This window comes from Shimazuella sp. NTD248 (genome assembly GCF_059510395.1).
The window spans coordinates 74153-96010 of record NZ_JCAJZT010000007.1 but is presented as its reverse complement, the minus strand read 5'-3'; the positions used below and the strand labels follow the sequence as shown (position 1 = coordinate 96010).

At 36.1% G+C, this 21858-nt stretch carries 26 protein-coding genes and 1 riboswitch; of the genes, 13 read left to right on the top strand and 13 right to left on the bottom strand.

The window, feature by feature from the left end; all coding sequences use genetic code 11:
- Window positions 1-225 precede the first annotated feature (225 nt).
- Window positions 226-780: a helix-turn-helix domain-containing protein gene (locus AC5WOE_RS15710; RefSeq protein WP_496049333.1), complete on the bottom strand. Its 555-nt coding sequence runs from the start codon at window positions 778-780 to the stop codon at window positions 226-228.
- Window positions 781-891: 111 nt separating this feature from the next.
- On the opposite strand from AC5WOE_RS15710, the gene AC5WOE_RS15705 reads away from it, so the two are divergent.
- Window positions 892-1476, top strand: coding sequence for a LysE family transporter (locus AC5WOE_RS15705; RefSeq protein ID WP_496052974.1), 585 nt, complete (start codon window positions 892-894; stop codon window positions 1474-1476).
- Window positions 1477-1511: 35 nt separating this feature from the next.
- On the opposite strand, the gene AC5WOE_RS15700 is transcribed toward AC5WOE_RS15705, so the two are convergent.
- The 6 genes from AC5WOE_RS15700 to AC5WOE_RS15675 form a co-directional block, all read right to left on the bottom strand.
- The gene (locus tag AC5WOE_RS15700) at window positions 1512-2255 is read right to left on the bottom strand and encodes an SDR family oxidoreductase (RefSeq protein WP_496052973.1); all 744 of its coding nucleotides are present in this window, start codon (window positions 2253-2255) and stop codon (window positions 1512-1514) included.
- 2 nt (window positions 2256-2257) lie between these two features.
- Window positions 2258-2668: a MerR family transcriptional regulator gene (locus tag AC5WOE_RS15695; protein ID WP_496052972.1), complete on the bottom strand. Its 411-nt coding sequence runs from the start codon at window positions 2666-2668 to the stop codon at window positions 2258-2260.
- 23 nt (window positions 2669-2691) lie between these two features.
- A complete protein-coding gene (locus tag AC5WOE_RS15690; protein ID WP_496052971.1) occupies window positions 2692-2862 on the bottom strand; it encodes a carboxymuconolactone decarboxylase family protein in 171 nt (56 codons plus the stop codon).
- Window positions 2863-2874: 12 nt separating this feature from the next.
- Window positions 2875-3078: a hypothetical protein gene (locus AC5WOE_RS15685; protein WP_496052970.1), complete on the bottom strand. Its 204-nt coding sequence runs from the start codon at window positions 3076-3078 to the stop codon at window positions 2875-2877.
- A 164-nt stretch (window positions 3079-3242) separates the two neighbouring features.
- Window positions 3243-4352 (bottom strand): ABC transporter ATP-binding protein, encoded by a 1110-nt coding sequence (locus AC5WOE_RS15680; protein WP_496052969.1) that lies wholly within the window; start codon window positions 4350-4352, stop codon window positions 3243-3245.
- A gap of 242 nt (window positions 4353-4594) precedes the next feature.
- Window positions 4595-5008: a hypothetical protein gene (locus tag AC5WOE_RS15675; RefSeq protein WP_496052968.1), complete on the bottom strand. Its 414-nt coding sequence runs from the start codon at window positions 5006-5008 to the stop codon at window positions 4595-4597.
- A 1014-nt stretch (window positions 5009-6022) separates the two neighbouring features.
- Here AC5WOE_RS15675 and AC5WOE_RS15670 point away from each other — a divergent pair.
- A complete protein-coding gene (locus AC5WOE_RS15670) occupies window positions 6023-6835 on the top strand; it encodes a DUF4238 domain-containing protein (protein ID WP_496049341.1) in 813 nt (270 codons plus the stop codon).
- A 226-nt stretch (window positions 6836-7061) separates the two neighbouring features.
- On the top strand, window positions 7062-7778 hold the full coding sequence (locus tag AC5WOE_RS15665; RefSeq protein WP_496052967.1) for a hypothetical protein: 717 nt from the start codon (window positions 7062-7064) through the stop codon (window positions 7776-7778).
- Here the strand turns inward: AC5WOE_RS15665 and AC5WOE_RS15660 are convergent.
- Complete coding sequence (locus AC5WOE_RS15660; protein WP_496052966.1) at window positions 7756-7956, bottom strand: hypothetical protein; 201 nt, start codon at window positions 7954-7956, stop codon at window positions 7756-7758. The genes AC5WOE_RS15665 and AC5WOE_RS15660 overlap by 23 nt on opposite strands.
- Window positions 7957-8306: 350 nt before the next feature.
- The gene (locus AC5WOE_RS15655) at window positions 8307-9650 is read right to left on the bottom strand and encodes a hypothetical protein (RefSeq protein ID WP_496052965.1); all 1344 of its coding nucleotides are present in this window, start codon (window positions 9648-9650) and stop codon (window positions 8307-8309) included.
- Between the two features lie 178 nt (window positions 9651-9828).
- On the opposite strand from AC5WOE_RS15655, the gene AC5WOE_RS15650 reads away from it, so the two are divergent.
- The 7 genes from AC5WOE_RS15650 (at window position 9829) to AC5WOE_RS15620 (ending at window position 14462) form a co-directional block, all read left to right on the top strand.
- A complete protein-coding gene (locus AC5WOE_RS15650; RefSeq protein ID WP_496052964.1) occupies window positions 9829-9993 on the top strand; it encodes a hypothetical protein in 165 nt (54 codons plus the stop codon).
- 37 nt (window positions 9994-10030) lie between these two features.
- Window positions 10031-10270 (top strand): hypothetical protein, encoded by a 240-nt coding sequence (locus AC5WOE_RS15645; RefSeq protein WP_496052963.1) that lies wholly within the window; start codon window positions 10031-10033, stop codon window positions 10268-10270.
- Window positions 10271-10666: 396 nt separating this feature from the next.
- Window positions 10667-11323 (top strand): pyrophosphatase PpaX, encoded by a 657-nt coding sequence (ppaX, locus tag AC5WOE_RS15640; protein WP_496049343.1) that lies wholly within the window; start codon window positions 10667-10669, stop codon window positions 11321-11323.
- 33 nt (window positions 11324-11356) lie between these two features.
- Entirely contained in the window at window positions 11357-11737 is a 381-nt protein-coding gene (locus AC5WOE_RS15635) for a globin domain-containing protein (protein WP_496052962.1), read from the top strand.
- Window positions 11738-11772: 35 nt separating this feature from the next.
- Window positions 11773-12804, top strand: a complete 1032-nt coding sequence (fni, locus tag AC5WOE_RS15630) for a type 2 isopentenyl-diphosphate Delta-isomerase (RefSeq protein WP_496052961.1) — start codon at window positions 11773-11775, stop codon at window positions 12802-12804.
- Between the two features lie 302 nt (window positions 12805-13106).
- Window positions 13107-14219, top strand: coding sequence for a hypothetical protein (locus tag AC5WOE_RS15625; protein ID WP_496049346.1), 1113 nt, complete (start codon window positions 13107-13109; stop codon window positions 14217-14219).
- Window positions 14220-14276: 57 nt separating this feature from the next.
- A complete protein-coding gene (locus tag AC5WOE_RS15620) occupies window positions 14277-14462 on the top strand; it encodes a hypothetical protein (RefSeq protein WP_496049347.1) in 186 nt (61 codons plus the stop codon).
- A gap of 45 nt (window positions 14463-14507) precedes the next feature.
- Here AC5WOE_RS15620 and AC5WOE_RS15615 read toward each other — a convergent pair whose 3' ends face one another.
- Window positions 14508-15080, bottom strand: a complete 573-nt coding sequence (locus AC5WOE_RS15615) for an acetylglutamate kinase (protein WP_496052960.1) — start codon at window positions 15078-15080, stop codon at window positions 14508-14510.
- Window positions 15081-15332: 252 nt separating this feature from the next.
- Between AC5WOE_RS15615 and AC5WOE_RS15610 the strand changes: the two genes are divergently transcribed.
- Window positions 15333-16166, top strand: coding sequence for a lipase family protein (locus AC5WOE_RS15610; protein WP_496049349.1), 834 nt, complete (start codon window positions 15333-15335; stop codon window positions 16164-16166).
- 12 nt (window positions 16167-16178) lie between these two features.
- Here AC5WOE_RS15610 and AC5WOE_RS15605 read toward each other — a convergent pair whose 3' ends face one another.
- Window positions 16179-17411, bottom strand: coding sequence for an aspartate kinase (locus AC5WOE_RS15605; RefSeq protein ID WP_496049350.1), 1233 nt, complete (start codon window positions 17409-17411; stop codon window positions 16179-16181).
- Between the two features lie 162 nt (window positions 17412-17573).
- Window positions 17574-17756: riboswitch (Lysine riboswitch) on the bottom strand.
- A 394-nt stretch (window positions 17757-18150) separates the two neighbouring features.
- Window positions 18151-18789, bottom strand: coding sequence for a helix-turn-helix transcriptional regulator (locus tag AC5WOE_RS15600; RefSeq protein ID WP_496049351.1), 639 nt, complete (start codon window positions 18787-18789; stop codon window positions 18151-18153).
- Window positions 18790-19016: 227 nt separating this feature from the next.
- Here AC5WOE_RS15600 and AC5WOE_RS15595 point away from each other — a divergent pair, with 227 nt between their 5' ends.
- Both AC5WOE_RS15595 and AC5WOE_RS15590 read left to right on the top strand, forming a co-directional pair.
- Window positions 19017-19631 (top strand): superoxide dismutase, encoded by a 615-nt coding sequence (locus tag AC5WOE_RS15595; protein WP_496049352.1) that lies wholly within the window; start codon window positions 19017-19019, stop codon window positions 19629-19631.
- Window positions 19632-19693: 62 nt separating this feature from the next.
- On the top strand, window positions 19694-20317 hold the full coding sequence (locus AC5WOE_RS15590; protein ID WP_496052959.1) for an FMN-dependent NADH-azoreductase: 624 nt from the start codon (window positions 19694-19696) through the stop codon (window positions 20315-20317).
- Window positions 20318-20367: 50 nt separating this feature from the next.
- Here the strand turns inward: AC5WOE_RS15590 and AC5WOE_RS15585 are convergent, their stop codons facing one another.
- The gene (locus tag AC5WOE_RS15585) at window positions 20368-21858 is read right to left on the bottom strand and encodes a phytoene desaturase family protein (RefSeq protein ID WP_496049354.1); all 1491 of its coding nucleotides are present in this window, start codon (window positions 21856-21858) and stop codon (window positions 20368-20370) included.

Genomic DNA, 21858 nt, shown 5'->3' with positions numbered 1-21858 from the left:
GGAAATTGGGGTTTAAGGATCGATGGAAACCACAAAAATGAAAGCCAGTCCATCGATTAGACAGATTGGCTTCACAGTAAAATAGTAACTATTTTGAAATTAGTAATTAAATGAAAAGCATCGAATTAGATTTTTTGTTTTCCATATAGGCTAAGTTAACGTTCTCAGCCATCACTTACACTCTGCCCAAGATTCACTCATCTCATACACGTCTAACTATTATAATTAGGAAGGATAATAAAGAATCATACTTAAATTCGTCTGCACTTGTCCATTATTGATGTAATCATGTGGTCGATCTGCTTTAAAACGGATGGAATCTCCTGAATGAACGACAAATTCCTCATCGCCTATGCTCACTGTTAATTCCCCATCAAAAACAGTGATATATTCTTCCGTGCCTTCTGAATGTGCTTCTGATTGAACAAATGCCCCTGATTCAATTTCAACTGTATAAATTTCAAATCTCCTTCCATCCTCAAAAGGAAAGTTCGAATAAACTCGATATTTCCCATCGCATTCGGTCAACGTTTGCAATTCATTTTTTGGAATTACTTTTGTATCTGGAAGAGGAGTATTTATTAAGGAACTAAACGAAATTTTAAGTCCACTTGCTATCTTCCAAATTGTTTTGATAGTAGGACTCGATTCTCCTCTTTCAATCTGACCTATCATCGTTTTGCTTACACCCGTTAGTTCTGCCACTCTTTCTAAACTCAGTTTTCTCTCTTCTCGCAATGCCTTTAAATTTTTCGCAATAATAAGGTTTATTTCTTCCATCTTAAACTCCTTTTAATAAAACATTATAACGTACGATATGTACAATAAAACGTTCTGTATGTTATAGTGTCTGTATCAGTCATTATAACATACCACAAGGAGCGATTTGGCATGCCTGTCTTTTCTTTTTTGCTATATGTCTTTGTAACCAGCTTTACTCCAGGACCAAATAACATCATGGGCATGATTTTCGGAAACAAATATGGGATCAAAAAATCCATTCGCTTTTGTTTAGGAGTCGGAACGGGTTATTTCTTTGTTATGTTAGCCTGTAGCTACTTGAACCTTTTCCTGCAAGACATCATGCCAGATATTCAATTTGCGATGACTATTTTAGGCGGAATCTATATGCTTTATCTCGCCTATAAAATCATTACGAGTAAAGGGATAGTTGAGAAGAATGATAAAAAACAAGATCATATTTACTTTACCGCTATCTTGTTGCAGTTTATCAATCCAAAAGGTATACTATCTGGTATTACGTTGATCACAACCTTCATCTTACCTTATTATCATACAAATATGTCTCTCATCTGGTTTTCCGCTCTTATCGCTCTATTTGGCTTTTTAGCGACATTGACTTGGAGTTTATTTGGCTCTGTGTTTAAGACTTTTTTAACCAAATACCGAAAACCTTTTAATATCGTGATGGCTTTATCATTGGTTTACATTTCGATTACCATCTTCATGGAATAGACAAAGCTGACCTTTCTACAGTCAGCTTTTTACTATTAAATGAAACCGCCATTTACTCGAATGGTTTGCCCTGTGACCCATTCAGATTCATTGCTTGCTAAAAACAATACAACTTTCGAAATATCTTCTGGCTCACCTAATCTCCCAAACGCATTTGCCCCACCTATTGTTTGAATTTGTTTTTCTGTTTTTCCAACTGTAAACAGCTCAGTATTTACTGGCCCTGGAGCAATCGCATTGATCGTAATTCCTTTTGAACCCAGCTCCTTAGCTAACTGGCGGGTGAACTGCTCAACAGCTCCTTTTGTACCTGCATAGGCACTATAGTTTGGAAACATTTGTCCTACTACGGATGTAGATAAATTGATAATACGTCCATTTTCTTTCATAAACATCGCAGCTTGCTGGATAGCAAAATACGTCCCTTTTACATTAATCGAAAACTGATTATCGAATTCTTCTTCTGTCATCAGTACCAATGGTTTGGTTATCATCGTACCAGCATTATTGATAAGGATATCTAAGCTGCCAAAAGCAGTCAGCGTTTGATAAAACAGATCTTTGATCTCGGTCAATTTACTTATATCTGCTTTTACCGCAATTGCCTCAGACCCAATTGATTTAATTTGAGCAGCTACTTCCTCTGCTTGAGCTGTACTACTGGCGTAATTGATCACTACTTTTGCTCCATGTGATGCCAAGTCCAACGCAATTTGTTTTCCTATCCCTTTTGATGCACCAGTTACTAATGCTACTTTCCCTGTTAATTTTTTCTCCATTTTTAACTTCCTTCTTTTAATCTGTTCTTACCTTTCGACCTCTCATATTCTTCTTCCATTTTCCGATACAGTTTAATCTTATCTTGGATTGCGATTAAATTTTGCTTCACGTCGAATAGTTGCTGCTGTACTTGTTGATTGTAATCCTCTAGCATTTTACGTCTTTGTGTTATCGTCTTGTCACCTTTCATACGTAGTGCAGCGTATTCCTGCATTTGCTGAATAGGCATTCCGATCGCTCTTAAGCGATTTAGAAACTCCACCCATACAATATCTGCTTCAGAATATAGACGATAACCATTTTCCTTGCGACGAACAGAAGAGATAAGCCCAATCTTCTCGTAATACCTTAAGGTATGGGTACTCAAGCCAGTGACTTGTGACATCTTTTGTATCGTTAGCATTTTTTCCATATTCCAAGTATACACCTTTAAGTTCACTCTAATGTATGAGTTTTATCGCTTTTTGCTTTCATTATTTGTTTTAACGTATGGAGTGCATTAATAGCTGTAGGAAAACCAGAATAAGGCACGGTTTGGATAATGACTTCTTCTATCTCGTCTGGAGTAAGACCGACGTTCAATCCTGCCCCGATGTGTACTTTCAATTGCGGCTCTCTTCATGCTAATACCGTTAGCATCGCAATGGCTGCAATTTCTCTCTCCCTTAGAGTCAATCCTTCACGGCTATAAATATCTCCAAAGGCAAACTCTACAATATATTTCCCCAAATCTCCTAAGGGACTTACTACATCATTCCCTGCTTGTCCATCTACCTCCGCTAATTTTGCTAGTCCACGTTCAAATCTTGTTTCTTCTGCCATTTCGATCGTCTCCTTTTATGCTTTTCTGTGTTGTTTTCTCTTACTCTTGCTTATGGAGTGACTATACACCTTAGAGTTAACTCCAATGCAAGTATCCAGATAAAAGAAAGTATATTTTATATATTCTGATATCAGAAAACAAAAAATCCCTTCTAAAGAAGGGATTAGATAACACGTTCTTCCGTTTCTTGATCAAATATATGAGTTTTATTCATATCAATTGCTAACTGGATAGAGCTGTTTGGAGCAAACGGTGTACGAGCACTTACCCTTGCGGTCAATGTGTCATCTCCGAAACCAGTTACATAGAGAAACATTTCAGAGCCCATGTTTTCTACCACATCGATATTCGCTTGGAATAAACTATCTTTTAGTGTATCCATCACAACTGGTTCATCATGTAATACCTCAGGACGGATACCTAAAACTACTTCTTTTCCAACATATCCTTTCTGTCGTAGGATAGATGACCGTCCCTCTGGAAACTTTACTTCTCCATTAACTGTATCAAAGAAAAGTTCTTGACCCTCTTCCCGAAGTTTCCCTTTTACAAAATTCATTGCTGGAGAACCGATAAAACTTGCCACAAATTGATTTGCTGGACGCTGGTAGATTTCTGTTGGAGTATCAACTTGCTGAATCACTCCATCTTTCATGACCACAATCCGTGTCCCCATCGTCATTGCTTCCGTTTGATCATGAGTAACGTAAATGACAGTAGTCTGGAGACGTTGATGCAATTTACTAATTTCGGTACGCATTTGTACACGTAACTTTGCATCTAAGTTAGATAATGGTTCATCCATTAAAAACACCGCAGGCTCGCGGACAATCGCACGACCTAAAGCAACACGTTGACGTTGACCACCTGAAAGCGCTTTCGGCTTGCGGTCTAATAAATGCTCAATATCGAGAATTTTCGCAGCCTCTCTTACTCTTTCATCAATCTCTTTCTTAGAGGTCTTCTTCAATCTCAAGGCAAAAGACATATTTTCATAACAAGTCATATGAGGGTAAAGAGCATAGCTTTGAAAAACCATAGCAATATCCCGGTCTTTTGGATGAACATCATTGACGAGACGATCACCGATGTACAGTTCCCCATCTGAAATCTCTTCTAATCCCGCGATCATTCGCAGTGTTGTTGTTTTTCCACATCCAGAAGGACCAACTAATACAAGAAATTCTTTATCTTTTATCTCCAAATCCAAATTATCAATGGTGGTAGTATCTCCATAACGTTTGTAAATGTTATTTAAACGCACTCCAGTCATAGATGAAGACCTCTTTTCACTTTTCATTATTAATAGCGTAGATTTGGCTACTTATCTAATAACAGACCTACTTATATGATAATCAAAAAAGCCTTATATCTCAAGAATTATTTATTCCACATTAAATATTTTACAGCTAATAACACCTATAATAAAAGTTTCTTTATTACTACATGGTACATATTCTCTTTCAAAATTTATCCATAAAAATTACCACTCAAAAAAGAGTGGCTGAATTTTTGTTAATTATGAAGACACATAGAAGTAATATGGAGTGTTTTGTTCCCTCCGTTTGAAAAATAAAGGGTATATTTCCCTGCACCCAACTTTTTATTTGATAACACCAATGTCTTGGTTTGTTTTCTGGTACTATAATGATCTCCTGTCCCCCCTGCAACCATTTTACCTTTATCATTCTCCAGAGTAGGAATGTAGTCACCATTTGCATCGCCATATAAGGTAATATCAAGTTTTGGTGTGAATTTACTCGAAGCATGAAATGTAAAACCTTTTGAAAATTTCCATGATGCTATGTTTGTACTGCCGCTGACCAAACACTTTGGTTTTGCATTTGATTCATGAGGAAAACTAAGCCCACCTAATAACAAAGCACCAGTTAAAGCAAGAACACCAATAAATTTCGAATAATTTTTCACCTTACATTCTTTCCTTTTCAAATTTGTAATTTTCCGAATTAAATTTGCTTAATTCTGTTTTATATTAACAACTAGTTATCTTTTTTGTTATCGATCCAACTTAAATATAACTTACAATTTTGTAAGATAATACATCTTAAAGATCAGTATTTCCCACATCAACACCAGAACCTTGGCGATCCGAGTGGAAAGATTGACACTCATGAGAAAACTCCAGCGTTCGACGGTTATTACTGGATAATTCTATTTTAGGTGTTTTTTCTATCAAAGCAATAATCATTCTCCCATATGTCACAATATGAAAGGCAATAGGGTCTTAACAACAAAAAAATCCTGTTAGGCACAACTTTACCAAGAAATACATTTTGTATTATACTGTTTATAAAGTAATTATTAATTATTACATCCTTTCTGAAATCATATCTTAAACAAATTAATAAAGCTGATTTTTAACCATCATTAGAACAAACAAAACTTGCAATACAACAAATGGAAGAAGCTTAGGAAGAGAGAGTTAGAGGCTTTAAAACCAAAATTAAATATAATTGTTCACCGAATGCATATTTAGTAAATCCGTATCGCCTAACGACATAGTCTGCAACGATATCCTTTCCACTTTCTCATCTTGCCAAGTAAAGCTATACCTCTTAACCGTCCATCAAGCTCTTCCACATTCTCAAAATTACTTAATATCTCTTTCACTATGTTTTTGTAATCCAGCATACATATCCCTACTATAAAATATTGCAGGTTCTGTAGTAGCCAAAAGGTACAACTCCCTTTTTAGACATAAATAATCCACTTAGATATCTAAGTGGTATGCAAAAAGACCCGAAAGTAGCATCAAATGTATATAGTTTTGAAGCTTGAAAAACTCAGCAGAAATAACTTAAGGCTTCGGGGTCTTTATTTATATATTGTTTTATTACAGAAGCGTTGCTAGTTCTATAATCTAATGTTAGAATTTTCTAACCTAAACACTTCCATTTTGTAGAGTTTTATGAGGGGTGAATTATGAACGAACCAAAAAAACATCACACCGTTCCTGTTGTTCATCAAAAGAACTTTGCTGATCAAAATAAGTATGTCCATGTCTATTTTAAAGAGAAAAAAGAATTCAAAAGAAAATCAGCCAAAAAAATTCTTTGGGAAAATCAAATTCATAGTTCTATTGATGTGAATGGCAACTTAAATAATGATTTCGAAAAAAACCTATCAAAATATATAGAAACTTCCTATGGGGATAGTCTAAATAAGGGTTTATTCACTGACATAAAAAGAAACAAATTTTTATCCAAAGAACAAAGAGATGTTTTAATTGATTTTGCTGGAGTCCAACATGCTAGGACAGTAAATAAGAAGAATCTATCAGAAACAATGCCGATAGAAATGATCTCACAAATCCTAGAAAAAGATGAGTTAAAGCCAATTTATGAAAAAACAGGGTTACAAGATGTCTTGAATGACCAAATGAATAGGCTAATTGCAGCAAATTATACGAATAATAAACGTCTCTGTGAATTAGCTGATAGAGCGATCGGAAGGATGAGTCAACAGAATATATCTTTTTTACTTGCACCAGAAGGAAGCCAATTCATAACATCAGATGAACCAACATTTATCACAAAAAATAAGAATTTTGTAATGCCTATATCCTCTGAAATCTGCATGATTACTGGTATATCAGGTAAAAACCAAACAGAGGTCATTTCAATGGATTTAGTGATTGATGTTAACAATAGTATTGCACTTAATGCAACCGAACTCTTAGTCGCAAGAGACAAACACATTTTAGAAGAGATTGTTACACGTTTATCATTAAAATAACCTCTTGTTATCATTTACAAGAGGTTTTCTTTATTATGCAGTTGCAATTGCTTTTTGTTTCCTGTGCTCTTGGAGTTTGTTGACAATCACACTCATTCTCTCAAAGTCTCCATATTGTGTTTGCATTATATTCCGAATATTACATCATTACATTTTATTTACATTCTAAAATAATAGATTTTATCTGTTATTATGAATTTATTGAATTTCGTGTAGGAGTGTTTATGTGTTAGAAAATATGTATGATTGGCTTTCAAAAAGAGATTGGACGGATTGGAATATGTGGGCAGCAATCGGACAAATGATAGGTGCATTAGCAACTGTTTGGACTGCAAGAATTGCTCTAAAGCAAGTTAATCAGGCAAATCAGCAAATGGAGGAAGCTAGGAAAAAAGAGAAAGAAGCTACAAAACCGGAATTAAAATTCACCGCGAATCTCATCTATGAAGAAGGCCTTCGTAAAATCTGCTTATATGCTACCAATATAAAAAATGTTCCTGTCAGTCTGCATAACCACTACCTAAGACCTAGAGAAGAATCAGGCACTCATATAATAGGCGATTTCCATCTTGTAAATGGACTTTTGAGCAAATATGATACAGATTCCAATGAAAAAATAGAATATGGTGATGCATTTAAATTCAAAATAATATTAGCAATAATTGTTTCAACAATCCAACCTAGAACCGAAAATGCCCTTTATTCTTATTATCTCATTACGACAACAGGTATAAGGTTTGAATGCAGTTTATTATTTGAATTTGGGCCAAGTGCTTCTCCGGAGGGAGAAATCGAATGGTGGAGATGTTACTTTTCTGATGAAATAAATCCAACAGTTAATGAAATAAAAGAACGTGGAAAACTTATTGATTCAGGTGAAATACGTGATTTGAAAGAAGAAATATTAGACCACAAATTCCTTAAAGCAGAAAACCCAAATTGATTTTTTGATATCCGAATTTTTGCCCCACAATCTGACGGGCATTTTCTCTATCTGTTGAAATACCTGAGTATAAATGAGCGTACTTCTTAAGACCATCACCGAAAACATATTTAGTAAATCCATATCTTCTCACTGCATAGTCTGCAATTGTATCTTTTCCGCTTCTCATCTTGCCCATAAAATCGATTCCTTTTTAGTCTTGAATCTAGGTTTTTCCACATTTTCAAAGTTAGTTAATATTTCTTTCACTATGTTTTTATAATCCATAATACATACCCCATTTCACTTTTTTATGCATAAAAAAAGAACCTGCAATAAATACAGGCTCTTACTTTACAATTCTAATCATTTCCAATTGTATCTTCTGGTCCACGATTACGCATAAAGGACACCCCCTAGCCTCATTGATAGGTCACTTCCAAATCCATCATACTAACTTGAAGCTCATATGTCTTTTCTGAATAATAGTGGAATATAAATCATTTTCCAACTGGTTCAGTAGGCCCTTTTGTTAAAATCCTTTCCACTTCATTCACCCTCCCTTACATCAAAGCCCCATTCTAACATCATTTTATGCTGAAACATTCTCTGTAGATGTTCTGCATACGCCTCGTTATTCCTTATTTTAAAATAACAGTAACACAAATTTGCTGTAATTTCATACTGCCTCTTTAGAAGTCTTTTCTGTTCAGAAAGAGCAGTAGCTTGCGTGTAAGGAGGTATTGCTTCCCTGTATAAACCTTGTTCTAAATAGCAATTGCCCAAAATGACTAGAGACTCAATGCTACTATTAACATCATTGTACTTGCCCGAAATGGATATTGACTCTTCAATGACCTCTTTGACCATTTCATATTTCTTTCGCTTTAAGTATAATAACCCAACTTGAGTAAGGGGGTAAGCAAGCCTTTCTTTATTTTCTACCTTTTCTTTAACAGCCAAAGCCATCAAATAAAATCGTTCCGCTTCCTCTAAATCATCGATGTTATCATAAATAACACCTTTTGTTGTCCAAAGTTGTACAAGTCTGTCAAAACTATGATTAGATGTAGCAATTGAAACCCCTTCATCTACAAATTCTAAGGCTCTTTTATAATGTTTCGCTTTATTCAGTATTACAGCAAACGTTATATACATTTGAAGAACATTATCTGGTTGAAGCATAGACATTACTTCTGCACCAGTGAGTTTTGATAAATACCCCCAAAGTCGTTCCATTGTTTTTAATGCTTCTTCATCTTTATCCAATTGTTCTAAAAAAGTAGCGTGATTTATTAAAAGGAAATATATATATTCCCTTCTTGCTCCCCCTTCTACAAACGATTCTAACCCTTCTCTAGTACAGCTTAATGCTTTTTCTAAACCATCTTTATAATAATAAATACGGCAAAGTTCATTAAATGCAGATGCCTTTAAGTTGGACTTTACATCAGGAATCTTTTCAATTAAAAATAACATTTTTTGAAAATGCTGCTCTGCTAAGTTCTGTGATTTTTTACCAAAATAGCAGCGGCCAACAAGAAAATGATAGAAAGGAGATAACCTACTATCTCTCTTTAAATGTCCAAAATCCTTTTCTAACCTTTTTAGCGAACCTTCCGGATCTGCTGAAATAATATCTTCTAGATATAAAAGTTCTGCCTCGTCTTCATCCTCTTTCTTCTCTGCTTCGTTAATAATCCCAAAAAGTTCTTTTCCCAAACCAAGCTTTTCCGCATAATATTGAATTTTTTCCTCTACTACATTCGGTAAACCGCGTTCAATATTTCCGACTGTTGAAGCTGAAATAAATTCGTCTGAAATACTATCCATGCTTTCCTTTAGTTCTCTTCTTCGCTCTTTCAGTCTTGCTCCTAGCAGTTTTCTATTCACCAGCTGAATCCTCCGTAATATATAGACCTTCTTATATTACTTATTCATGGAATATAAGCTTTTTCCTGCTAAATGAAGCAAAAACACAACATATAGTTTGAAAAATATAAATATTGAATTATTTTACATCGAATCATATAATTTTACTAACAAACCAACCAATAAAGGAGCGTTTTACATGTTAAGCATACTGCAACTATCCTCATTAGATTCAAATCTTCCCACAATAGAACTACATATAGAGCCAATCGAAGGATATGAACCAGTTTCTATCCAGCTCCAAAATGTCACCATTTTCAAAACTCCATCTGGTACAATTTTAATCTATGCCCATGAAAATTAAAGATATTATCTATTTCGTTACTCAGGATTATCCAGAAGTGGAGCTATCTAAGTTTTTACACGATGAGAAAATCAGCAGATATAAGTTACTGATGTTCTTTGAAAAACTTGGAGAATTAGCAGAAACAGACCTATCTGCCTACATGAAATTTGTAAGAACTTGTCCAGATGAAAAACTATTTGAGTTATATGCCTACTTAGGGTATTACATCATGCAGGCTGAACTCGAACGCGCAAAAGATTATATTGAATCTTTACTTCAGAAAGACACTTTTTGAGTGTCTTTTACCAATGTCAAAGTAAGTAGAACACATATACTTTTATTTGAAAATTAAGCATTTATTATGTCCAAAATCCCTCCAATAAACCTACTAACTCCCCTTCTACTAGGCTTCTTTTCCACTCTAAAATACGTTACAAAACGATTCTTTTGTAACCTTGTATTTTTCATTGCCCAAAAACCCTTATAAATCAAGGCTTTTCAACTCAGCAGAATTTCTTATTTACCTCTTGAAAAGGCAATTGAGAAATCCAATACAGATATTTTTAACAATCTCAATTCTACTACCTCTTTCTATCTATCCTGCCCTCTATTTTATTAAAAAAGTAATTGTATCAAAGAAATCTTAAAACCACATGATATTTGTAGTACCATTAGAAAGAGGTGATCTTACATGAAATATTCCACTATACTATTTGATTTAGATGGTACTCTCATTAACACAAATGAACTTATTTTAGCATCTTTTGAACATACCTTTGATATCCACTGCCCCAATAAATTTACAAGAGAAGATGTCATGCCAATCATGGGAGAGCCTCTACCGGATCAGATGTACTTTTTTGATCCTAACCAAGCAGAGGAGATGGTAAAAACATATCGTCTTTTCAATGAAACAGAACATGATCGTTTGGTAGAAGAATTTCCTCATGTCCTCTATTGTTTAGAAAAACTATATCAAAACGGAATTACGATGGGTGTTATTTCCAATAAACGCCGTGCTGCTGTTGAACAAGGTTTGAGACGTTTCGGAATAGATAAATGGATGAAGATTATTATTTGTGCAGATGAAGCTGAGCGAAATAAACCACATCCAGACATGCTGCTCCGTGCGATGGATCAATTAAAAGTCACTCCTCATGAAACTCTCATGGTCGGAGATAGCCGTTATGACATCTTAGCAGCTGAACGTGCGGGGATTGATTCCATCGGTGTAGCTTGGAGTTTACATGTCGAAGACGTTAAAAATCATCAACCTACCTATTGGGTAGAAGATATGCGGGAAATTTTGAAGATTATAGGACTTGAGGACACCAAATATAACAATTAAAAATGAATTGATTCTTAGAGAGGGAACAACGAAATGCAATCTGTTTATGAAAAAATAGGGGGAGAAAAAACAATCTGGGAAATTGTCGAAGCCTTTTACCCTCGTGTTCAACAACATCCCGAGTTAAAGCATTTATTTCCAGAAGACCTCACGGAAACGATGGAGAAACAGTACCTCTTTCTCAGTCAATTTTTTGGCGGACCTCCTCTCTATACCGAAAAAAGAGGCCATCCCCGTTTAAGAGCTAGACACTTACCCTTCCCCATTTATCCTGAAACGGCAAAGGCTTGGTTAGCTTGTATGTCAGCAGCATTAGAGGAAGTCGGCATCGAGGAGAAAATCCGGGAAGAAATGTGGGACAGATTGGTGATGACTGCTTATCACATGGTCAACCAAGGCGAGGAAACGTACTAAACATATTTTAGAATAACGAGGAGAGATGGACGGGAATGACACTGCAAAATGACACCAAGCAGCGCAAAGCTGAGCATGTGCAGATTGTTTTAAATGAAAACGTGTCAGGACAAGGGATAACTACTGGCTTTGAAAAATATCGCCTTGTACATGAAGCACTTCCAGATATTGATTTTGATTCTATCTCTCTTAACACTCGTTTTTTAGATCACACCTTAGCTACACCCCTCCTGATTAGTTCCATGACAGGCGGAACACAAGATACTGGAAACATAAACCGAGTTTTAGCAACAGCTGCCCAAAAGCGAGGTTGGACATTAGCTCTTGGGTCTATGCGTGTTGCTATTGAAAACCCAGAAACTCATTCTACTTTTCAGATGCGCCCCTATGCCCCTGATATACCTATTCTAGTAAACTTAGGAGCCATCCAGTTGAACAAAGGAATGGGGGTAGAACATTGCCAAAAAATTGTGGAGATTGCAGAAGCAGATGGACTGATCCTTCATCTGAACTCCATGCAGGAAGCATTTCAACCTGCTGGGGATACAAATTTTTCAGGACTACTAAAAAAAATAGAAAAGATATGTGCCGAGTTGAATATGCCTGTTGGAGTAAAAGAAGTGGGTTGGGGAATTCATGGGAAGCTAGCAAAAAAGCTGTATGATTGTGGAATACATTTTATTGATGTCGCTGGTGCAGGAGGGACCTCTTGGAGTCAAGTAGAAAGTTTTCGTTCGACTCCTATGCTAAAAGAAGCTGCAAAAGCTTTCCTCGATTGGGGTATTCCAACTGCTGAATGTATCCACGATATCCGAGCAAAAAACCCAGGTGAAACGGTCATAGCTAGTGGAGGCTTACAAAATGGGGTAGATGTTGCAAAATCCATTGCACTCGGTGCTAATTTAGCAGGATTCGGGCGATTTCTACTTCGTGATGCAGTAAACGACCCAACCAAACTAGTGGAAAAGATGACACAAGTGGAATTAGAATTAAAACTGGCTATGTTTGGAGTAGGTGCAGATACGATTGATTCTTTGAGCCAGAAAATGATCCACAAAATAAGTTAAACTTTTTTAGAATTCGTTCCTTTTGGTACGAATTCTTTTTCAACTATGAAATAAATAAAACTTCCCATTTAATCTATATTTTTAAAAAATATTAAATAGAGACAATATAAACACAATCCATTCAAGCTAGAACAAAAGATTTCATATATAAAAAGACTTAAAATCACCAAAGAACATACAAAAACTTGTTAGAACAAACACTTCACAAAATACAAATCCCATCGTACAATGGAACGAACTTGCCATTTAAAAAGAGATTCCCGCAGCAAAATACTTGTTTTCTTATACCTAGGAGAGTGTTTATGACCCTGCAAAAGGTTATACAAGATTATATTGATTTTTTACATAAACCAATTACAAATGGCCAAGATTTAAAGCAAGATCAGACAGCGTTTCAAGAACCTGCGATTAAACAGTTACTGCATTTTGCTATTGAAAATCGCGATAGTTTAGACGAAATACTCACTAGTATTGCAATGGTAATGCCGCTAGATTTAGATATGTACAAGAAAGGACTTACTTGCCTAATTTGTGGAAGTCTCATTGAATTTGGCGGAAACCCAAAAATTGTCGTTGATCACATCATCCAACAACTAGAAAATCATTTAACAGCAACGGAATCTTTCTTATCTTTAGCTGAGCAAGGAGGATGGGAAGGCGGTCCTTTATCACCAAAGGAATTAGAGTTCTTTTTTGCCTATGATTCTGATGCTCTAAAGGCTAGTATTACTTCTTCATATGTTGTTTTGGCAGCGATGACCTCTATATGTCGGTTAAAAGAAGCAAGACAGAGTATCCGAACAAACACCCCTTTGATCCATCAAGTTATCCAGTTAGAAGATGAGGTGGACAATCTCTATTATCTAAAACAAGTTTTGTATAGTGTAGATGATTATGAAATGATCATCCTCCATCCGCAGAGTGACACTGGTTTGAGGATCAAAGCAGATATGATCCAAAACAATTTTCATTTCTTTACATTATTACAGGATTTGTATCTTACTCAATTTGGTAGTCATCCAGATTTTGCAATTTTCAATCGAAACGAAAAAGCAATTCATCTTGCAAAAGGCGGAGATCTTTCGGACACAGAAGAACAAATATATGATCATGCCTTGTTTGGGTTTTACGACTTCCATGCTTTAGATGGGGAAGGTAAAATACCCGCAGCAGTAATGCCCGAAAATTGGCTCTTTGGCGAAGGTACACTCCATCACATCCCTAAGCTAAATGAGGTTCCTGTGGTGATATTAGGAGGAAATACATTAGGAGATCGATCTTGGGATATTACCTTTTGTACCCCTGTTCACGAGGCATTAAAACCAAATCTGGAAGTATTAGAAGTTTTATCAAATGAACAAGTTAAGCAATACATCACTACGATCCAACTTCAAAATAGATTAGTCGATATTTAGGTCAAGGAGGGACTGGCCATTTATACAGGTTTTTGTTACACCGAAAATGGGGAGCGAGTGGAAGAAGAGGAACTCAAATCAGATACAGAAGTTTACCATTACGTAGGTAAGCATCATCTTACCTATCCACGGATATCTATCATAGATATCGAATCGGAGTTTGTCATTTTAGAAGTTCGGGATAGCAAGATAATTTTTCCAGGAGAATTACAAGGCAAAGAACCTTGGAAAGATAGCAAATAACAAAAGGGAACCAGCTTCAATTTGCTGGTTCTTTTTCATTTTATCCTAATCATGAAAAGATGAGTAAAATTGAGTAACAATAGCATCACCTATGGTATCAGCCATTTGCAAAGCTTCTGCCTCGATGGTTTCATACACATCAATACTCGATTGATACTCTTTTTGCAGCATATACACAGCCTCAGACTTTGTAAGGGCTAGATGTTCAAAAAACATTTTCCTCATTTCATTTATTTCAATATATGGATTTATCCGATTCAAAAATACTACAATTTCTTCTCCATTTACGTACCATTTTCTCTCTATTTCGTCTACTTTTTTCTGATCCCCAGCTTTTGCTGCTTTCACCAGATCAGCTGCGATTACTAAATGTTCCCTGATTAATTTTTCATACTTCTCTCCTGTTTCTTTTCCATAAAAAGGTTTAAGAGAGTTTCCCATATCTATAGCATTTCGCAGTAAACGGGCGACTACAAATTTGGTATCCGGTAAATCAAAGACCAAGCTGACAATCGTCAATCTCGTCCATTCTACATGCTGTTCCCATAATAAACGGATGTAATTTTTCCATTCCACTTCTGATCTAGTTATACAAGTATCCATTGAGCTAAAATACATGTTCACTCCCCCCAGCTACTTCTTTCTACAGCCTATTCTCCATCTGTTTTTTGGGTGAATAATTAGTGTAATTAATCTTTTTATTTCTGCCTCTTTTTCGCTGACATCACCATTTCATATTAAAATTCATCTTCCCATTAGAACAAACTATTCGAAAGGCTAAGCATTGCCTTGTCTAGCAAGCAAATAGGAAAACCATTATTTTCTCTTTTGCATAAGATGGTTAAAGTAGTTTCTTTTGGGGGAGAGAAGATGGAATGTAATCCAAATAAACACATTGTGAGAAACGCGCTTTTTATGCTCGCTTGTTGTGGCCAAGCGAGAAACCTAGATAAACGATTTCGTTTTATCGTTCCCAAAAATTTTGGGTATCGTTTGGTACAAGTATTTTGCCTTCCAAAAAAGTATGGCTACGAGGCTTTTGGTTATCTCTTGGAGAGTAAAAAAAATCTCATTCTCGTCTTTAAAGGAACCAGTATCCGGGCTTTTGATCTTTCTATTGATCTAAATTTATATCAGACAAAATACCCTTTTATCTCTAATTCGGGTAAAACCCATGAAGGTTTCACTTATTTATACAATTGTATACGTTCTTCGATTCTCTCTATTTTATGTGCATTTGATAAACACGTGAAAAGAAGCTTATATGTTACTGGATATAGTTTAGGTGGGGCGATTGCAACAATAGCTGCACTCGATATCTCCAAACATACCCCTTTCCGACATCCAAGGGTATACACATTCGGTTCACCACGTGTCGGTGATCCCGCTTTTGCGATGACGTATGATCTAAGAATTAATGAAAACATTCGTGTTGTAAATGTTCATGATTATATCCCTCTTGAACCACAAGCTCATATTAAACCACCCTTTACAAAAAAAGGATTAAACTATCAACATGTGAAAGGTTATTTCCCCATATCATTTCAATGCAAAAAAGGGAACTCTCCACTTAAGTTCCCCTTGTTAAAAAACCATCAATTGGATAGATATTTTTCGGCTCTCTCTCGGTTTGCACCAAAATACACGGAACAAATATGCCAAGCAAATCCACGATTTTGCCCATCTATTCGAAGCGATTTATAAAGAAAACTTCCTTTATACAGAAACTTCAACATCTGCACCAAGTCCAAAATAATCATGCAAACGATTCGCTGCTTCAATCGCTCTGTCACGATCTATGACACAAGATAACTTGATCTCAGACGTAGATACCATCTTTACTGCGATATTTGCTTCACTGAGACATGCGAACATATTAGCTGCTACACCTGGGCGAGTCATCATCCCAACTCCAACAGCAGATACTTTTGCTAGACCACCTTCAAACAACATATCTTGAAATCCAAGGATATTTTGTTTTTCTCGTAATACTTTTTTAGCTGCTTCACCTTCATCTTCGGAGATACTAAAGGCAACATCAATTCGATCTATTTGATGCTCACTTTGCACAATAATATCAACATTGATGTGGGCATCTGCTAACGCAGTAAAAAGCTGAGCTAAACTGTCTGGCTTGTTTGGCAGACCCAATAACTTTATCCTTGCCACATCCAGATCATGAGCTATACCTCTGACTTGTAAACTTTCTTCCATTTGATCTTGCTCCTTTATCCATGTTCCTGGTACCTTTTCAAAACTAGAACGCACAACTAAATTTACTTTATGAGTCAATGCACATTCAACTGAGCGAGGGTGCAGCACACCAGCTCCCAATCGAGCTAATTCCAGCATTTCCTCATAGGATATTTCATCTATTTTTTGTGCTTGACTGACAACCCTTGGGTCAGCGGTATAAACACCTGTAACATCTGTATATATTTCACAGTATTCCGCGTTTAATGCAGCAGCGAGCGTTACAGCTGTTGTATCTGATCCACCTCTACCGAGAGTGGTAATCTCGCCTTTATCTGTAACACCTTGAAATCCTGCTACTACAGCAATTTCTCCTCTTTCCAAAAAAGAAAGCAATTTGTCTGATTTAACCTGATTCACTACCGCTTTGCCATGAACCTCATCTGTTACAATACCAGCTTGCCAACCAGTAAAGGAACGGGCTTCTAAATTTAGTTGATGTAGTGCAACACTCAATAGCGATATACTAATTTGTTCTCCTGTTGTCAGCAGCATATCTAACTCTCGTGGGGAAGGATGTGGATTTAGCTCCTTTGCCATATCAATTAATGTATCCGTTGTTTTTCCCATTGCCGATAATACAACAACGCATTTATATCCTGCTTGAACTTTTTCCTCAACTCTTTTGGCGACTTCGCGGATTCTCTCTGTACTTCCTACCGAAGTTCCACCAAATTTCATTACGATGATCTTCAACAGTATGTCTCTCCCTTTTTTACAGATAAGAATCATATCATTTATCTTATCTGTATAAATGCAACTAAACCACTAAGTAAGTCTCATCGGCAAGATTTCTTTACAAAATAAAAAGACCACAGCAGAGAGAAACACTAGCTGTCGTCTATTCGCGACTTCTCTCTGTGAGATAGTACTCCACAAGAAAAATTCTTGTGACAGTGTCGCATCTATTTGACTACGACCCCAATCGTTTATCCGTTTTAGGCGAATAATCGACTTCGGCGACAAAACCTTTCCTCATCCTTCATAGGACCCAAATCCTCCGTATGAGTACTTATCTTTATCGCAACCTCTACTACACAGGTAAAAATGTGAAATTTTATTTAGTTTAGCATATGATTTACTAGAATGACAATATGTTTTTCAAATGGAGATTACTATCATTTTCATAACAGGAAATACATCATTATATAGAATACCACACGGCTAAAATCGTTGGATTCTTGAGACGATAGCCTTATGACTATTTCATTACCAAGCTAACCCGAGTACCCCACGGCTTTCCGTTTGTTGATTTCTTCTTTGCCGCGAGCAACTTGGGTCTCGTCTGCTGTGACTATACATATATTACCATGCGAATACTTGTTTGTAAACCTGTTTTTTTCATAGGTTGGACTGGTGAAGGAAAAATCCTTCCCTTGTCCAATACTATAATAACAAAAAAATACCCCTTTGCTCGCTGGAAACAAAGAGTTATTTAAGAAGACTTATGAGATTTCATTACATATCGGCACTTATGATCTCCATCAGACATACATGTCGTTCGTTCTATCGAATCTACTCCCAGCACTTCTTTAAACAAGGAAAGTTCGCAATCACATGCTTTTTTATATTTATTGGCTATTTCAAAGATAGGACAATTATACTCAATGAACTCAATTTCCCCATCATTGATTTCTTCACTTTCCACCATATAACCATTTTCCGATTGAATCCTTTTTAATTCTGCTACCTTCTCTTTAAAGGTTGATTTCGATGCTATCCGTTCTGTGTATTTTTGTTTTAACTTTTCTTCTCTTCTCTGAAAAAGCATATCTACTTTTTGTTTTCCATCTAGCACCTCTATATCTTCTAAAAATTCAACAGACAGTGTTCCGTAATTTTGAGGAAATAATGCTTTTCCTGCTTTTGTCAAACGATATAGAGTAGCGGGTCTACCCACTGATTGTTTGCTTTGTAAAGTAGTAATCAATTGATCTTTTTCTAATTTATTTAAATGCTTTCGAACAGCCATATGTGTAATGTTCAGTTCATTAGCAAGAAAGTTAACACAAACTTCGTTTTGGCGTTTTATGAGATCTAAGATCTGTTTCGTGGTAGCATTCATATGCAACATTTCTCCACCTACTTTCTCATACACAGTGATATGGGATACATTTTTTATACCATAAAGTATAAAAAACATACAACCATTATTGGATAAATTTTCTTTACAAGCAAAAAGAATGTGAAAAATTCTTTTTAAAAATCTATTGCCTTTTTCCTGCCTTTACGATTAAATATCAATATATCACTTTTTATACTTATAGGTTTAAAAAGTATAAAAATAAGGAGAGATTGACTATGTCCCGTTTTACTTTACCTGCACTACCATTCTCACCTGAAGCTCTTGAACCCCATATCGATAAAGAAACTATGCTGATTCATCATGGGAAGCATCATCAAACTTATGTAGATAAATTGAACGAAGCGCTCGCAAATCATCCAGAATTAGCAAATAAATCATTAGAAGAACTGTTGCAAAATATCAATGAACTGCCTGTTTCCATTCAAACCGCTGTCCAAAACAATGGTGGAGGACATTACAATCATAGTTTATTCTGGGAAATTCTCACCCCTGGCGTTTCAAAACAACCTGTCCATGAAATTGCGGAAGCAATTGATGATCAATTTACCAACTTCGATTTTTTTCAAAATGAATTTACCAAAGCAGCTCTTGGTCGATTCGGATCTGGGTGGGTATGGTTAGTAGCAGATGAAAACGGTTTAGAGATTGTACATACACCTAACCAAGACAACCCGTTGATGACTGGAAAACAAGTTATATTGGGATTAGACGTTTGGGAACATGCCTATTATTTGCGTTATCAAAACAAAAGACCAGATTATGTTGCTGCCTTTTTCCAAATAATCAATTGGGATATTGTCAATGAAAAGTATAAACAAATTCGGGCTTAAAGCTGAATGCAAAATGAAAAATTGACTAAAAACAATAAATAACTCATTTAAGGAGAAATATCATGTCCAAAATATTATTTATAAAAGCAAACAATCGTCCTAGTGATCAAGCCGTCAGCGTACAAATGTATGATGCATTTGTACAAAGCTATCATGAACAATATCCAAATGATGAATTCATTGAATTAGATTTATTCGAAGAACATCTCCCCTATTATGATAACGTAATGCTCACTGGTATTTTTAAAGCAGGTCAAGGATATGAATTGACTCCAGAAGAACAAACTGCTGTAGAAACAGCGGACAAATATTTAAATCAATTTTTAGCCGCTGAAAAAATCGTATTTGCTTTTCCATTGTGGAATCAAACCATTCCAGGTGTATTGCATACTTACTTTGATTATTTAAATAGAGCTGGAGCGACATTCCGCTTTACTCCTGAAGGAGCAATCGGTCTTGCAACTGATAAAAAAGTTGTCATTCTAAATGCACGTGGTGGAGATTACTCTGGAGAGAGAGCTACTACCGAAATGGCAGTTAATTTGGTTCTTTCGAACTTGCAGCTGTTTGGTGTTACTGACATCACAACTGTCATCACAGAGGGACATAACCAATATCCAGATCGCAAAGAGGAAATTATTCAGCAAGGAATCGAAAAATCAGCTAAGGTCGCAGAAACGTTTTAACAAATAAGAAGAGCAGGTTTGGTTATGCTACCTGCTCCCTTTTTTTGTCTTTAGTATTCCAACAAAGTAGACCATTTTTTATCTTTTTTTGTGAGGTCCTCTTCAACCAATGGAATCGTATTTAATGCATTTATCACAGACATCACAATACTTCCACCGATATGTGTACTACTGTCTGTATAATAAAGTCCTTCAACACTTTTATCCTTTATATTCGGTTGAAAAAAACTACTTGCATTTACTCGATCAATGACAGCATGTTTTGTACCAATCATTGCCTCTAATTCTCTCGGTCCATATACTTTTTGGGTCACGACCGATTTCCCCAAATCAGCTAAGCCTAGCTTTGTTTCTAACCAATGTACAATAAAGTCTCGATAGGAATCATAGTAAGATGCTTGATGCAGACGATGATTTTTATCATAAGAGGGTACGTTGACATAAATCGCTAGGTTACTTCCCTGATTTGCACGTGACGATTCCGAATGCCCTGAAAAAGCAACATGTAATGCAGGGGTCAATGACCACTCTTTTTGTTCAAAGATATCCACATATTGACGACTATGATCTAGTGGATAGAAATAGTTGTGATGATGCAAATGTTTATATTTCTTATCTACTCCGAGCAAGCACAAAAAGCCAGAAGAACTCTGTTCCAAATTCACTTTAGTTTCTTGCTGACGTGCTTTCATCAAATTTTGTAATGTAATAGAATCCACGCTAGAGATAACAAAATCAGCATCCCACAAATATTTTTCCGTTTTCACCTCAAACCGAAAATCATCTTTCACTATAATTTGTTGTACTGGTGTTTCATGGAAAATATGAACATTTAATTCCGATGCCAATCGTTCAAAAGCTTCTACTAAACGGTAGTTGCCGCCTTCCACATAATAAACACCTTGTACCAATTCCAGATAAGCAAAAAAACCTAGTGCTGCTGGTGCACGGTAAGGGGAAGAGCCAACATAAGTCGCATAGCGATTCATCATTGCCAATAAACGTGGATCATCAAAAAATCTTCTATGAAAAGCATCCATTGTCAGATGCGGATATACGGATAGAAACGATTTCAACCAAGGAAAAGATAGAAAATCAGACCAATTAATGTTAGGATTCTCGAAAAATTTCGCATCTGCAATTTCATACAACCTCGCGGATTCCATCAAATAGTCAATAAAACCTTGTCTATTTTCAGGAGAGAACTCTCTCATTTGATCCATCATGTAGTCAGGATCAGATGTAAGATCGATGATCGTCCCACTTTCAAAAAAATTCCGGCTATTTACAGCCAATGGAATAAAACGAAGTTTTGGATCGATTGTCTTACCTGCTTCTCGAAAGACTCTCTCAAAAATCCAAGGCATCGTAATCATCGAAGGTTCAAAGTCAAAATGATAACCATCTAGCTGTAACTCTTGGATTTTCCCACCAAGTTTTGGCTGTTTTTCGAGCAGTACTACGTCATGTCCACGCGCAGATAGGATAGCAGCTGAAACCAGACCGGATAGTCCACCCCCAATTACCACTCCTCTAGCCAT

What these genes read in the sequence shown, in the direction of transcription:
- AC5WOE_RS15705 (WP_496052974.1), top strand. Translation starts at nt 892, where the DNA reads ATGCCTGTCTTTTCTTTTTTGCTATATGTCTTTGTAACCAGCTTTACT.
- fni (WP_496052961.1), top strand. Translation starts at nt 11,773, where the DNA reads ATGACACTGCAAAATGACACCAAGCAGCGCAAAGCTGAGCATGTGCAG.
- AC5WOE_RS15585 (WP_496049354.1), bottom strand. Translation starts at nt 21,858, where the DNA reads ATGGCTAGAGGAGTGGTAATTGGGGGTGGACTATCCGGTCTGGTTTCA.
- AC5WOE_RS15590 (WP_496052959.1), top strand. Translation starts at nt 19,694, where the DNA reads ATGTCCAAAATATTATTTATAAAAGCAAACAATCGTCCTAGTGATCAA.
- AC5WOE_RS15700 (WP_496052973.1), bottom strand. Translation starts at nt 2,255, where the DNA reads ATGGAGAAAAAATTAACAGGGAAAGTAGCATTAGTAACTGGTGCATCA.
- AC5WOE_RS15680 (WP_496052969.1), bottom strand. Translation starts at nt 4,352, where the DNA reads ATGACTGGAGTGCGTTTAAATAACATTTACAAACGTTATGGAGATACT.
- AC5WOE_RS15610 (WP_496049349.1), top strand. Translation starts at nt 15,333, where the DNA reads ATGGAATGTAATCCAAATAAACACATTGTGAGAAACGCGCTTTTTATG.
- ppaX (WP_496049343.1), top strand. Translation starts at nt 10,667, where the DNA reads ATGAAATATTCCACTATACTATTTGATTTAGATGGTACTCTCATTAAC.
- AC5WOE_RS15625 (WP_496049346.1), top strand. Translation starts at nt 13,107, where the DNA reads ATGACCCTGCAAAAGGTTATACAAGATTATATTGATTTTTTACATAAA.
- AC5WOE_RS15650 (WP_496052964.1), top strand. Translation starts at nt 9,829, where the DNA reads ATGTTAAGCATACTGCAACTATCCTCATTAGATTCAAATCTTCCCACA.
- AC5WOE_RS15695 (WP_496052972.1), bottom strand. Translation starts at nt 2,668, where the DNA reads ATGGAAAAAATGCTAACGATACAAAAGATGTCACAAGTCACTGGCTTG.
- AC5WOE_RS15600 (WP_496049351.1), bottom strand. Translation starts at nt 18,789, where the DNA reads ATGTTGCATATGAATGCTACCACGAAACAGATCTTAGATCTCATAAAA.
- AC5WOE_RS15615 (WP_496052960.1), bottom strand. Translation starts at nt 15,080, where the DNA reads ATGTATTTTAGCTCAATGGATACTTGTATAACTAGATCAGAAGTGGAA.
- AC5WOE_RS15595 (WP_496049352.1), top strand. Translation starts at nt 19,017, where the DNA reads ATGTCCCGTTTTACTTTACCTGCACTACCATTCTCACCTGAAGCTCTT.
- AC5WOE_RS15685 (WP_496052970.1), bottom strand. Translation starts at nt 3,078, where the DNA reads ATGGCAGAAGAAACAAGATTTGAACGTGGACTAGCAAAATTAGCGGAG.
- AC5WOE_RS15660 (WP_496052966.1), bottom strand. Translation starts at nt 7,956, where the DNA reads ATGGGCAAGATGAGAAGCGGAAAAGATACAATTGCAGACTATGCAGTG.
- AC5WOE_RS15635 (WP_496052962.1), top strand. Translation starts at nt 11,357, where the DNA reads ATGCAATCTGTTTATGAAAAAATAGGGGGAGAAAAAACAATCTGGGAA.
- AC5WOE_RS15710 (WP_496049333.1), bottom strand. Translation starts at nt 780, where the DNA reads ATGGAAGAAATAAACCTTATTATTGCGAAAAATTTAAAGGCATTGCGA.
- AC5WOE_RS15670 (WP_496049341.1), top strand. Translation starts at nt 6,023, where the DNA reads ATGAACGAACCAAAAAAACATCACACCGTTCCTGTTGTTCATCAAAAG.